The organism is Autumnicola patrickiae (assembly GCF_031846525.1).
Lineage (GTDB): Bacteria > Bacteroidota > Bacteroidia > Flavobacteriales > Flavobacteriaceae > Autumnicola > Autumnicola patrickiae.
The window spans coordinates 325,599-338,350 of sequence record NZ_JAVRHM010000001.1 but is presented as its reverse complement, the minus strand read 5'-3'; the positions used below and the strand labels follow the sequence as shown (position 1 = coordinate 338,350).

10 protein-coding genes are annotated in these 12,752 nt (G+C 37.5%); 7 read left to right on the top strand and 3 right to left on the bottom strand.

The features are described from left to right. Positions 1 to 11: 11 nt before the first annotated feature. Together RM549_RS01545 and fsa are read left to right on the top strand one after the other, a co-directional pair. Complete coding sequence (locus RM549_RS01545; RefSeq protein ID WP_311679988.1) at positions 12 to 833, top strand: SDR family oxidoreductase; 822 nt, start codon at positions 12 to 14, stop codon at positions 831 to 833. A gap of 84 nt (positions 834 to 917) precedes the next feature. Further along, the gene (gene fsa / locus RM549_RS01540; protein WP_311679986.1) at positions 918 to 1,574 is read left to right on the top strand and encodes a fructose-6-phosphate aldolase; all 657 of its coding nucleotides are present in this window, start codon (positions 918 to 920) and stop codon (positions 1,572 to 1,574) included. Positions 1,575 to 1,631: 57 nt separating this feature from the next. Here fsa and RM549_RS01535 read toward each other — a convergent pair whose 3' ends face one another. Then, a complete protein-coding gene (locus RM549_RS01535) occupies positions 1,632 to 3,044 on the bottom strand; it encodes a hypothetical protein (RefSeq protein WP_311679984.1) in 1,413 nt (470 codons plus the stop codon). A gap of 170 nt (positions 3,045 to 3,214) precedes the next feature. On the opposite strand from RM549_RS01535, the gene RM549_RS01530 reads away from it, so the two are divergent. Continuing rightward, complete coding sequence (locus RM549_RS01530) at positions 3,215 to 4,846, top strand: ABC-F family ATP-binding cassette domain-containing protein (RefSeq protein ID WP_311679982.1); 1,632 nt, start codon at positions 3,215 to 3,217, stop codon at positions 4,844 to 4,846. 92 nt (positions 4,847 to 4,938) lie between these two features. Here RM549_RS01530 and RM549_RS01525 read toward each other — a convergent pair whose 3' ends face one another. Beyond that, positions 4,939 to 7,296: a TonB-dependent receptor gene (locus RM549_RS01525; protein ID WP_311679980.1), complete on the bottom strand. Its 2,358-nt coding sequence runs from the start codon at positions 7,294 to 7,296 to the stop codon at positions 4,939 to 4,941. Between the two features lie 297 nt (positions 7,297 to 7,593). On the opposite strand from RM549_RS01525, the gene RM549_RS01520 reads away from it, so the two are divergent. Beyond that, positions 7,594 to 7,956, top strand: a complete 363-nt coding sequence (locus RM549_RS01520; RefSeq protein WP_311679978.1) for a CoA-binding protein — start codon at positions 7,594 to 7,596, stop codon at positions 7,954 to 7,956. On the opposite strand, the gene RM549_RS01515 is transcribed toward RM549_RS01520, so the two are convergent. After that, complete coding sequence (locus tag RM549_RS01515) at positions 7,927 to 9,372, bottom strand: sodium:solute symporter (protein WP_311679976.1); 1,446 nt, start codon at positions 9,370 to 9,372, stop codon at positions 7,927 to 7,929. The genes RM549_RS01520 and RM549_RS01515 overlap by 30 nt on opposite strands. A 165-nt stretch (positions 9,373 to 9,537) precedes the next feature. On the opposite strand from RM549_RS01515, the gene recR reads away from it, so the two are divergent. From recR to RM549_RS01500, 3 genes are all read left to right on the top strand, one after another. After that, positions 9,538 to 10,155: a recombination mediator RecR gene (gene recR, locus RM549_RS01510; protein ID WP_311679973.1), complete on the top strand. Its 618-nt coding sequence runs from the start codon at positions 9,538 to 9,540 to the stop codon at positions 10,153 to 10,155. Between the two features lie 218 nt (positions 10,156 to 10,373). Continuing rightward, positions 10,374 to 11,705 carry a dihydrolipoamide acetyltransferase family protein gene (locus tag RM549_RS01505; RefSeq protein WP_311679971.1) on the top strand — a complete coding sequence of 444 codons (1,332 nt, stop codon included), beginning with the start codon at positions 10,374 to 10,376 and terminating at the stop codon, positions 11,703 to 11,705. 288 nt (positions 11,706 to 11,993) lie between these two features. Next, on the top strand, positions 11,994 to 12,635 hold the full coding sequence (locus RM549_RS01500) for a fasciclin domain-containing protein (protein ID WP_311679969.1): 642 nt from the start codon (positions 11,994 to 11,996) through the stop codon (positions 12,633 to 12,635). The last annotated feature ends 117 nt before the right edge of the window (positions 12,636 to 12,752 follow it).

Here is a 12,752-nt window from a genome sequence, read left to right as displayed (position 1 = left end):
CTTTGTGACCTATGAAAACAGATGCTCTTTCTAAAAAAGTAGTTCTTATTACCGGTGGATCCTCAGGGATTGGAAAATCTATTGCCGAATATCTTCAGAATAAAAATTTTATTGTCTACGGTACCAGTAGAAATCCTGATAATATTCAAAACAGTAAAGTGCCGCTGGTAGCATTAGATGTCACCAAAAGGGGAACTATTGTTGCGGCTGTTAAAGAAATAATTGAAAAATCCGGAAAGATTGATATTTTGATAAACAATGCCGGAGTGGGAATTACAGGTCCCATAGAAGAAACCCCCGATGAAGAAATAAAAAAAGCTTTTGATACAAATTACTTTGGCCCTCTTAACCTTATAAAGGAGGTGTTGCCTCATATGAGGGAGCAGAGGAGCGGACTTATCATCAATATTACTTCTATTGCGGGTTATATGGGCTTGCCTTACCGCGGAATTTATTCTGCGACAAAAGGAGCGCTGGAGTTAACTACCGAAGCTTTTAGAATGGAGCTTAAGGATTTTAATGTGCAAATGACGAATGTTGCACCCGGCGACTTTGCAACGAATATTGCTGCAGGAAGATACCACGCGCCTGTGAAAACAGGAAGTCCGTATGAAGTACCCTACGGAAATACCTTGAAGTTGATGAATGAACATGTAGATGCAGGTAAAGATCCACAACTAATGGCAAAAGCCATTTATAACGTTATTCAAACAGAAAAACCCAGAGCACATTACAAAGTGGGAGAGGCTGTACAGAAATTATCTATTGGATTAAAGAGAATTTTACCCGATAAAGTTTATGAGAAAATGCTTCTAAAGTTTTATAAATTGTAAATTTGTGGAAACGAAGAGATAACCGTTTTATTTTAATAAAAATATGCGGTTTGAATTATTAATAAACCAAATAAATAAAAGGAAATGAAATTTTTTATCGATACCGCCAATCTTGATCAGATTAGAGAAGCTCAGGAATTAGGAGTTTTAGATGGTGTAACAACAAATCCTTCTTTAATGGCCAAAGAAGGTATTACAGGAAAAGAAAATATTATTGAGCATTACAAGAAGATTTGCGAGATAGTGACGGGAGATGTTAGTGCTGAAGTTATCGCAACAACTTACGACGAAATAGTAAAAGAAGGAGAAGAATTGGCAGCTTTGCATGATCAAATCATCGTAAAAGTTCCAATGATTAAAGAAGGTGTAAAGGCGATAAAGTACTTTAGTGATAAAGGAATAAAAACAAATTGTACGTTGGTATTTTCTGCAGGACAAGCTTTGCTTGCTGCTAAGGCGGGTGCAACTTATGTTTCTCCTTTTATTGGAAGACTAGATGATATTTCTACCAACGGTCTAAATCTTATTGCTGAAATAAGATTGATCTATGATAACTATGGCTTTGAAACACAAATTCTGGCAGCTTCTATCAGGCATACAATGCACGTACTTGATTGTGCTAAAATTGGTGCAGATGTGATGACAGGTCCTCTTTCTTCTATTGAAGGTTTACTTAAACATCCTCTTACAGATAGTGGTTTGGAGAAATTCCTTGCTGATTACAACAAAGGAAATCAATAATTCCGATTTAAGATTATTAAAAAGGCTGCCAATTGGCAGCCTTTTTAGTTTGTATTTTTACTGGTTTAGAAATTCCAGTAGTTCTTTTTCAAAATTTGAATTATAGAGTTTTGCATCTGCATCTATAATAATGCTATTGGAATTCACAAAAAACGTTTTGTAAATATATTTTCTGAAAACCTCTTTACTTACCTCCCGGTTACTAATCTGATATTCATAATCTTTGTTATAATTATTGCTTGATATAACCCTGAGCCATTTTTCAGTTTCATCCTGATCGATATTCACTCCTATAAAATTAATGTCGGGATACTTTTTTCTAAGATTTTTAATATTGTTGTGCTGCCATTTGTAATGTGATGGGGCATAGAGTGACCAGATGAAAATAACTGAAGGCTTATTAATTATATTACCGTAGGTAACCAGCTGTTTGGAAGTGTTTATGAGTTGATTTTCCTTTATGGACGTACCTTCGAAAAAATTCCTGTGAATAAGGGCAAGATCTTCTGCCTCTTCCATATTCCTGTAGTTAATTTCTTCTAAAACTTCGAGGATGGAATCTACCCGGTCCTGATTTTTGGACATTATGATCCCTCTGGTAACCAGCTGATCCAGGAATTCGTGCTTCAAATACGGAAGCGTTGTAAGGGAATCGATTAATATTATTCTCCTGCGGATATTGTGATAATTTCCCAGTTCAAAACATTCTTTGTCCCTGTTCTCACCTGTGTTGCAATCTTCTATAGACTTTGAACGTAAATAATCATCAATTAAATTTGTGTAGACAGTATAATCTTGTAGGGCTTCATTATTGAAATCGATATCATCCCGGTAATCGTGAAAATCTTCAGGTATTTCATCAGCAAACTGGGTGTTGTATTTTCCGATTAAAAAGGTGTAGCGCTCCCTGAGATCATAATACTCATAATCAATTACAGTACGAGCAATATCAATAAAATTTTCAGAGAATTTTTGCTGATCATCCAGATCCTGTAGCATATCCATTCTTTGTGCTTTTATGGAATCTGTTATGCGCGAAAATTTTTCAGGATTAAATTTATAGTAGGATAAAATTAAATCGTTGTTTTTCTCATTTTTCAGAAACAGATCCAGAAGAAAACTGCTTTTTTCTGAACCTCTCCCACTAAAGTTCATGGATTTGTCAAACTGCAACGTATTTGACCATACTAAAACACTGTCTCCAGGTTCAACATAAATCACCTGGTTTTCGGGATTATGTCTAAGGGTATAAATTCCCTCCTGCAAACTTTCATATTCTGCGCCAAACTGGTTTTTCTGGTTTAGGAATAAGGTATCCAGGTTCTTTTCATTTTTGGCGAGAATGACGTAATGCGTATTCGGATTCACAATTTGTCCGCCAATATAAACTTTGTTGCCGGAATCTTGGGATCGATTACAGGCAGACAAAAGAATTACCAGCAAAAAAAGTAAGTGGTGAATATACTTCATCTAAGACGCTAAGACTTCGGATTGTAGATAAATGATTGTGAACAAATATAAACGCAGACTGGTGCTGCGTATGTTAATCGGTAGTTAAAAGGAATTTTATAAACGTTAATCTTTCCAGAAGATTACATAATTGGCTACTTTTGCAAAAAATTAGATCAAATTAAATTCTTATGCTCTCAGTTTCAAATCTTTCAGTTCAATTTGGTAAACGAGTTCTCTTTGATGAGGTGAATACAACTTTTACCCAGGGGAACTGCTACGGAATTATCGGTGCCAATGGTGCCGGGAAATCCACATTTCTTAAAATCCTTGCTGGAAAATCAGATCCTACCTCGGGTCGTGTTCATCTTGAGCCGGGAAAACGTATGTCTGTACTGGAGCAAGACCATAATTTATACGACGACTATCCTGTTTTGGAAACAGTGATGAGGGGAAACAAGCCTCTTTACAAGATCAAAACAGAAATGGAAGAGATCTACGCCAAAGAAGATTTTAACGATGCAGATGGCGAGAAAGTAGGTTTGCTTCAGGCGGAGTTTGAAGAAATGAATGGTTGGAATGCCGAAAGTGAAGCGGCTTCTTTACTTTCCAGTTTGGGTATAAAGACCGATTCCCATTACACCCTGATGCAGGACCTTGAGGGACAGCAAAAGGTAAGGGTTCTTTTAGCGCAGGCATTATTTGGTAATCCAGATGTGTTGATTATGGATGAGCCTACAAACGACCTGGATTATGAAGCAATAACCTGGCTGGAGAATTTTCTGGCAAACTATGATAATACGGTAATTGTGGTTTCTCACGACCGTCATTTTTTAGATTCTGTTTGTACTCACATTTCAGATATAGACTTTGGGAAAATAAATCACTTTAGCGGGAATTATACCTTCTGGTACGAATCTTCTCAACTTGCAGCAAGACAGCGCTCTCAGCAGAACAAAAAAGCTGAAGAGAAGAAGAAGGAGCTTCAGGAATTTATTTTGCGTTTTAGTGCAAACGTTGCAAAATCGAAACAAGCTACTTCGCGTAAGAAGATGATCGATAAATTAAATATTGAAGAAATAAAACCTTCCAGCAGGAGGTATCCTGCGATTATTTTTGAAAGGGAACGCGAAGCCGGGGATCAGATTTTAAATATCGAAGGTCTTGAAGCTTCTATAGATGGGGAGGTTATTTTTAAGGATGTAAATGTTAATCTTGCCAAGGGAGATAAAGTTGTTGTTTTTTCCAGGGATTCCAGGGCGACGACTGCTTTTTACGAGATCATTAACGGAAATCAGGACGCTGTTAAAGGAAAGTATTCCTGGGGTGTTACTACCAATCAGTCATACTTACCACTGGATAATTCCGAATTTTTCGATAATGATCTAACTCTTGTCGATTGGCTAAGACAATGGGCTAAAACCGAAGAAGAAAGAGAAGAAGTTTATATTCGAGGATTTTTGGGTAAAATGTTGTTTAGTGGAGAAGAGGCTTTAAAAACCTGTCGTGTCTTATCCGGAGGGGAAAAAGTAAGGTGTATGTTAAGCCGAATGATGATGATGAGAGCAAACGTTCTTATGCTTGATGAACCTACTAATCACCTGGATCTGGAATCAATCACTGCCTTTAACAATTCGCTGAAGAATTTTAAAGGAACTATGTTGTTTACCACACATGACCACGAATTTGCGCAAACTGTGGCTAACCGGATTATAGAGCTTACGCCTGGTGGAGCCATTGACCGTTACCTTACTTTTGATGAGTATATGGGAGACAAGAAAATAAAGGAGCAACGTGATAAAATGTACGGAGTAAAAGCTTAAAAAAGTTCTTGCTATTATAATAATGAAAAGCCCGGATTCTATAAAGATCCGGGCTTTTCTGGCTAATTAAACAAAGTAAATAATAAAAAATATTAGAACATTCCACCGCCGCCGGCTTCGTTGTCATCCCGGGATTTACGTTTTAAAGCGCTGTTTTTCCCGCCTCCGAATCTGTAAGAGAATCCGAGGTAGACAGTTTGAGTCTCCCCTTTAAATCGTCCTTCCTGCGGGAATGGCCTTCCGTCAGTAAATTGAAATTCCTGGGTGTCGAAAACATCATTAAAATTGAGACTAATAGAAGCCTTGTTATCCATAAAAGAATATCTGCCGCCAAGATTCATGAAATACATTGGCTTCATGAGCATTTGAAGGCTTTCATTTCTTCCGCGGTAAAATCCAAACAACTGAAAGGTTAGTGCTTCACTCGCTTTAAACGAATGGCTGGTCCTGAAGTTAAAGGTGGAATTGTTTGTTTCCAGGTATTCTGTCCCAACTATTCCTTTTAGTTCCTGACTATAAGCTTCAAAGCTTGTATTAGTGCTCCACCAGGAGGTGAATTTGTAATTGGCTGAAAGTTCCAGACCGTAGGAATTATTGTCCTCAAAATTGTCATACTGAATCTGTAAAGAACCAGGATCATTAGGGTCTTCCAATAGAACCTGGTTGATTTCATCATTAATATTTCTGAAGAAAACCCCACCTGTTAAGCTTCCTTTGTTGATGAAATTTCGGGTGTAATTAAATTCCACAGAATTGGTGAACTGTGGTTCCAGTTCAGGATTTCCCGAAACGGTTAACCTCGGGCTGCTCACCTCCCTTATTGGGTTTACCTGATTAAAGCCCGGGCGGTCAACCCTTCTGCTATAACTTATTTGATACGTGTTTTTCTCATCTGGAGTATGGTTTAAAAATCCTGAAGGGTAAACTGTGAAGTAATCATCTTCAAAAACTTTTTCCCCGTTATAGATCGCGTCTACCTGGAAATTCTCCAGTCTCGCTCCTAACTGATAAGACCATTTTTCAAAATTCTGCCCATAGGTGGTATAGAAGGAATAAATATCGCGTTTGTATTGATAGGTGGAATTTGAGAAATTTGGATTGGTGGTAATGTAACCGTTATCTGTATCTAATATCCTGGCTTCAAGCCCCATTTCCAGCCTGGAATTTTCATTTAAAGGATTAACATAATCTATGTTACCAATAATGTTGTTTCTGTTCTCATCAACAGATTCTTCATAAGGTACAAAACCATCAGTATCTCCTGTAAAATCAAAAGTTGAATTCTCTTCCTGGTCCAGATCATTATAGTTTATTTCTGCCTGAAGGTTATGCCCTTCTTTTTCAAATTTTCGATCATAAACAAAGTTGTAAGTTGCATTCAGATTGTCAAAATTGAGATCCAGGTTTTGCACGAGGCTTGGCTCTGGATTGTTGTTGTAAATTAATCTGAAAGCACCTTCCGGTCCCCCGTTAAAGTAATTTTGATTGGTATAAAAAGAGAAAGTATTGTTATCGTCCAGGTAAAAATCCATTCCTATCTTATAGAGGTGAGATTCCCGCTTATTTTCAATATCGAAAGCCTGTAAAAGGTCTTCTTGTGGCAGGTAAATGCGGCCTAAGTTGTTTTGGGGTCCAAAATTTGTTCCCACGTTACCGTAAACATTTATTTTTCCCGCACGGTAATTCATATCAAGGGAGCCGTTAAAACGCCAATTTTCGCCCACAGTTGCGCCGGTGTTTATATTTCCGTTGAAGCCGTTATTTGCATTTTTGTGAAGGACGATATTTATGATTCCGCTCATTCCTTCAGGATTGTACTTAGCTGAAGGATTTGTAATAAGTTCTATACTCTTAATAGAGGTTGATGGGATTTGCTTCAGCAGTTGCGCAGGATCCATGTTTGTAGGTTTTCCGTCAACCAATATCCGTACGTTAGAATTTCCTCGAAGCGCAATATTCCCATCCTGATCTACATTTACAGAAGGGATATTATTCATTATTTCTGAAGCACTTGCCCCTGTGGTGGTAAGATCTCTGCCCACATTAATTACTTTCCTGTCAATACGCTGCTCTATAGTAGTTCTTTCGGCGACTACAGTCACGTCATTTAATTGGGCAACTTCAGCTTCAAGAGGAATAATTCCTATATCCAGGATTCTTTGTTTGCTGGAGATAGTAATTTCACGACTGAAGGTTTTATAACCAATAAACTGTGCTATAAGTTCGTAAGTTCCTTCTTCAATTTTTTCAATGGTAAAGCTACCATCGTCTCCGGTGGTAATTCCAGTGACGAGGTTGCCTTCCATATCATTAATTATTACAGTGGCGTAAGGGATCGGTTCCTGCAAATCCCGGTCTATTATAGCGCCTGAAATTCTTCCGAAGGGCTCATTAAAAGCCATTGTGCCAATTGTGGTAAATAAAGTGATGATAAATAAAAACTGTTTCATTTTTTGATTGATTTGATGGTTAATTGTTATAGAAAATACCTTGTATTGCATATTAGCTTGATGAGAGCTTTTGCAAAAAAGAACCTTCTCTATTATAAAGACGAGGCAAAAGTCTTTTTGTTACAGTAATTTTTAAAAAACCCACATTCCCGATGAGAAATGTGGGCTAATTACAATTTCTGGTGCAAAACACTAACCATCAAAAAGAGCTGACCAGAAATTATTAAACCGGTTCTATTATAAAGACTTTATAATTTAAAACTTGTTACAGTATAACAGAAATATTAAATTTAGGATATGAAGAAAAAAACACTTGTAATAGGAGCATCTACTAATCCTTCCAGATATTCATTTATGGCTATTAACCGCTTAACAGGATACAACCATCCTACGGTCGCCATAGGTTTGCGGGAGGGCGAAGTTGCTGGCGTAAAGATTGAAAAGGAAATGTTGCCTTTTGAAGATATAGACACTATAACCCTCTATATAAATCCCAGAAGGCAACCAGATTATTACGATTATATACTTTCCCTGAATCCGGAGCGGGTAATTTTTAACCCCGGAACCGAAAACCGGGAATTATACGATCTCCTTCGGGAAAACAACATAGAAATAGAAGTAGGGTGTACTTTAGTTATGCTTGGATCTAATCAATACTAAACCAAGGAAGGTTAGCAGCCCATTTAGAATAAGGATAAAAAAACCAAACTCGAATCCAAACCATACCAGGCTATTCATGCTAATGACGTAAGATAAAATTGGGGACAGGATGGCGACCACAGGAACAAATTTATCTTTTACATTCCATTTTGTAAATAATCCGTAGGTGTATAGACCTAATAAAGGTCCATACGTGTATCCTGCAAATTCGAAAAGTTTGTTGATCACACTTTTGTCTGCAATGGCATATTTAAAGATGAGCATCACCAGGATTAACAAAACTGATATAAGGACGTGAATGAGCTTTCTTATCTTCACCTGTTTTTCTTCGGAATATTTTTTTTCGATATCTAAAATATCGATACTAAAAGATGTGGTAAGAGAAGTTAAAGCACTGTCTGCACTGGAATAAGCTGCAGCAATGAGGCCAAGGATAAAGAAAATGGCAACGCCTATTCCCAACTCTCCACTGGTTGCAATGGCAGGAAAAAGATCATCTTTTCGTTCTTTAATTCCATTGATCTCGGCGTAATCTGTTAAAAGTACACCAAGAGCGAGGAAGAAGAAATTTACCACGGTAAGTACCAGAGTAAACCAGAACATATTTTTTTGAGCATCTTTTAAATTCCGGCAGGTAAGATTTTTCTGCATCATGTCCTGGTCCAGACCTGTCATCACAATCGCTATAAATGCTCCGGAAATAAACTGCTTGAAAAAATAATCCCTGCTCCTCCAGTCATCAAAGAAGAACATCTTGGAATATTCACTTTCAGATAAATAACCAATAATGTTCGCAGATGAGAAACCTAAATCATCAGAAATTACTACAATGGTAATCCCCAGGGCAAGCAGCATAAATAAAGTCTGCAGCGTATCTGTCCATACAATGGTATTTATTCCGCTTTTAAAAGTATAGAGCCAAATTAATAATATAGTTATAGATACAGTCACATAAAACGGAACTCCCATGGCATCAAAAACGATGAGCTGTAAAACGTTCGCCACAAGAAAAAGCCTGAAGCTGGAGCCCACAACCCGGGACAAAAGAAAAAAGGAAGATCCGGTTTTGTAGGAATATCGGCCAAACCTGCTCTCCAAATAAGTGTAAATGGAGGTAAGGTTCATTCTGTAATACAGCGGGAGCAGTACTAATCCAATTATAGCATAGCCAACAGTATAGCCCAAAACCACTTGGAAATAGCTAAAAGCCTGCGTCTCCACAGTGCCGGGAATAGAAATAAAAGTAACCCCACTCAGCGAAGCACCAATCATTCCAAAAGCCACAAGGTACCATGGAGATTGACGGTTAGCCTTAAAAAATTCTGCATTAGAGCCTCCACGGCTGGTTAAATAGGATATCAGAATTAGAACGCCAAAATAACCGGCGATAAGAAGCAAAATCTGGTACGGCTGCATAGAAAAAATATTGTGGTGACGAATTTACAAATTTCGCGTTATTTCCGGCAGGAAGTTAAAGATCGTAAGAAGTTAAATGGAAATTATTAAAATGAATCAAATATCTTCTGTTATAACTGGTTCAACCGAATTCAAAGATCAACGAAAAATAACTAAATTCGCACTATGGATTTTTCTTCAAAATTACTGGAACAGGCGGTGGATGAAATGTCCCAGCTACCTGGTATAGGGAAGCGAACTGCCTTGAGACTGGTTTTACATCTTTTAAAACAACCCGAATCTCAAACTGAACAACTTGCCGGAGCATTAAAAAAGCTGCGATCTGAAATTAAATTGTGTAAAAATTGTTTCAACATTAGTGACACAGAGCTTTGTGATATTTGTGCCAATCCAAATCGAATAAGCGAAATAGTTTGTGTGGTAGAAGACATTCGTGATGTTATGGCTATTGAAAACACCAGTCAGTACCGCGGACTTTACCATGTTCTGGGAGGAAAAATTAGTCCTATGGACGGGATCGGCCCTTCACAGCTTACCATAAAACCTCTTATAGAAAAAGTAAAAACAGGAAAAATCGAAGAAATTATTTTTGCCCTTAGTAGCACCCTTGAAGGTGATACTACAAATTTTTACATTTTCAGGCAGCTTGAGGAAATTCCGGTAAAAACTTCTACGATCGCACGCGGAATTTCGGTGGGTGATGAGCTGGAATATGCAGATGAGGTTACTCTTGGAAGAAGCATTACGAACAGGGTTCCTTTTGAAAATTCCATGAAAGGTTAATTATTTTATTATAAAATATTCTGGCTAGACATCTGGAAAACCTGCTGTACATTTTAGATTCAGCCTTTGAAATTGTAATTTTACGGGAAGAGGTTAGGTAATTTTTCAAAAGAAGAATTTCAGTACATTTTAATTTTATTGATTTTTTAATATTTAAAAAGCTTTAATTTCATTAATTTCGCAAACGAAACAATAAAAAAGATCTCTTAAATATAAATATGGCAAAATTCGAACTTAAATTACCTCAGATGGGCGAAAGTGTTGCTGAAGCAACTATTACTGGCTGGTTAAAAGAAGTTGGTGATACCATTGAGGCAGATGAACCGGTAATCGAAATTGCGACAGACAAGGTTGATAGCGAGGTTCCCAGTGAGGTAGAAGGGAAACTGGTGGAGAAGCTATTTGAAGTTGATGATGTGGTGCAGGTCGGTCAAACTATTGCTATAATAGAAACTGAAGGAGAACTAGATGATGACGATTTGTTTGAGGATGACGATAACGACGAGCCTACAGAAGAAGAGGAGGCTTTGGTAGAGGAGGTTGAATTTAGTGTTGAAACGGCAAAAGAAGCAGCTTCAGCAGGGGATTTTTCTGAATCTTCCCGGTTTTACTCGCCACTTGTAAGAAACATAGCAAAGGAAGAAGGAATTAATTTTGAGGAGCTTGAACAAATAGAAGGAACCGGAAAGGACGACAGGGTAACAAAAAATGATATTCTTGATTATCTGGAAAACCGTTCAAATAAACCAGCGGCATCCAAACCGGCAGCTAAAGGACAAAAAATTGAAACTTCCGGTCTGGAATCTGCGGTAGCAAAACAGGAATCTGCGGTAAGATCTGGTGAAGATGAAATTATCGAGATGACACGTATGGGTAAAATGATTTCCCATCACATGGTAGAAAGCGTGCAAAAGTCTGCTCATGTACAGTCATTCATCGAAGTTGACGTTACAAATATCTGGAACTGGAGAAATAAACATAAAGCTGACTTTCTGAAAAGGGAAGGAGAAAAGCTGACATTCACTCCAATCTTTATGGAAGCCGTAGCTAAAGCTATCCGCGATTTCCCAATGATCAATATTTCTGTAGACGGGGATAAGGTGATCAAAAAGAAAAATATTAACCTCGGGATGGCCGCAGCCCTTCCCGATGGCAATCTCATCGTTCCGGTAATCAAGAATGCCGACAGACTTAATCTGGTTGGAATGGCAAAAGCGGTTAACGATTTGGCAAACCGGGCGAAAATGAACAAATTAAAACCGGATGAAATCCAGGGCGGAACTTATACGGTTACCAATGTGGGAACGTTCGGCAGCATCATGGGAACTCCAATTATTAATCAGCCGCAGGTAGCAATTCTTGCACTGGGTGCTATAAGAAAAGTCCCTGCCGTTATAGAAACACCAGATGGTGACTTTATAGGAATACGTCATAAAATGTTTTTGTCCCACAGCTATGACCATCGTGTTGTAAATGGTGCTCTGGGAGGGCAGTTTGTACAGCGGGTTGCACAGTATCTGGAAGATTTCGACAAGGACAGGGAAATATAAAAAGCACATAATTTTTAAGTAAGCCGCGGGTAATAATCTGCGGCTTTTTTATTCCTCTATTTTTACAATTAACAATATAGGTTTCATATAAAATGAAAATTTGATCTGGTCTTATAAATGCTAATACATTTCCCACATATTATAAATAAATAATAAAATTTTAAATCTGCTGTTAAACTTTTGTTTTATAGTCTTTTAAGGTGGTTTCTGTTCTGTATCTTAATAATAGATATAACTACATGCTCTTACGGGAGCATTAGAAAAGAATTAATCTAAAAATTATAAAACATGAAAACTATTTCTTTAAAAGCAATTTTAGTAGCTACTATTACAATACTCGGAACATCCTTTTATGGGTGCGGTGGAGCTTCCAGTACAGGAGGCATGTCTGACGGTAATTATGAACAGGGTAGAACAACAAATACCTTGGGGGAACTGCCGTATCCGGCTGCCGATATGGATTATGATAATTTATTCGGAAATGCAGATTCGGAAGATCACGATATCACGACTTTAATTGGAATGAATGAAAACTTTTCAACTTTTGCGGCACTGGCAAAAATGTCAAATCTCGACATGAAATTGGATCGTACAGGGCCTGTAACAATGTTTATCCCTACAAACGAAGCTTTTCAGGAAATGCCGCTTGAGCAGTTCAATATGTTAACAGATCCTGATAACAGGGCACAGTTGGGGAGATTTATTCAAAGGCATATTTTGCCAAATAAAGTTTCCTCTGTAGATTTTAATAGTTCTCAGGCTATAGAAACCTCTTCAGAAGAAGAAATTGTTATTGATACAGAGGCAAATGGAGGCGTTATTACTATTGGTGGTGCACAAATTATTAAATCAGATATTGATGCTTCCAATGGAGTAATACATGTTGTTAATTCAATAGTACAGACTTCCAGGGACGTATTTACCGACTAATCTTCAAAACTATAATTAAGGAATAAAAGAAGCCATGAAATTTTCATGGCTTCTTTTAATTTTAATCTATAAGTACTAAGCACTTTTCAATTAAATATTTTCAAGCGGTCATTTTTA

Coding starts and splice junctions, on each gene's coding strand:
- RM549_RS01505 (WP_311679971.1), top strand. CDS start 10,374: ATGGCAAAATTCGAACTTAAATTACCTCAGATGGGCGAAAGTGTTGCT.
- RM549_RS01515 (WP_311679976.1), bottom strand. CDS start 9,372: ATGCAGCCGTACCAGATTTTGCTTCTTATCGCCGGTTATTTTGGCGTT.
- RM549_RS01525 (WP_311679980.1), bottom strand. CDS start 7,296: ATGAAACAGTTTTTATTTATCATCACTTTATTTACCACAATTGGCACA.
- fsa (WP_311679986.1), top strand. CDS start 918: ATGAAATTTTTTATCGATACCGCCAATCTTGATCAGATTAGAGAAGCT.
- RM549_RS01545 (WP_311679988.1), top strand. CDS start 12: ATGAAAACAGATGCTCTTTCTAAAAAAGTAGTTCTTATTACCGGTGGA.
- RM549_RS01530 (WP_311679982.1), top strand. CDS start 3,215: ATGCTCTCAGTTTCAAATCTTTCAGTTCAATTTGGTAAACGAGTTCTC.
- recR (WP_311679973.1), top strand. CDS start 9,538: ATGGATTTTTCTTCAAAATTACTGGAACAGGCGGTGGATGAAATGTCC.
- RM549_RS01500 (WP_311679969.1), top strand. CDS start 11,994: ATGAAAACTATTTCTTTAAAAGCAATTTTAGTAGCTACTATTACAATA.
- RM549_RS01535 (WP_311679984.1), bottom strand. CDS start 3,044: ATGAAGTATATTCACCACTTACTTTTTTTGCTGGTAATTCTTTTGTCT.
- RM549_RS01520 (WP_311679978.1), top strand. CDS start 7,594: ATGAAGAAAAAAACACTTGTAATAGGAGCATCTACTAATCCTTCCAGA.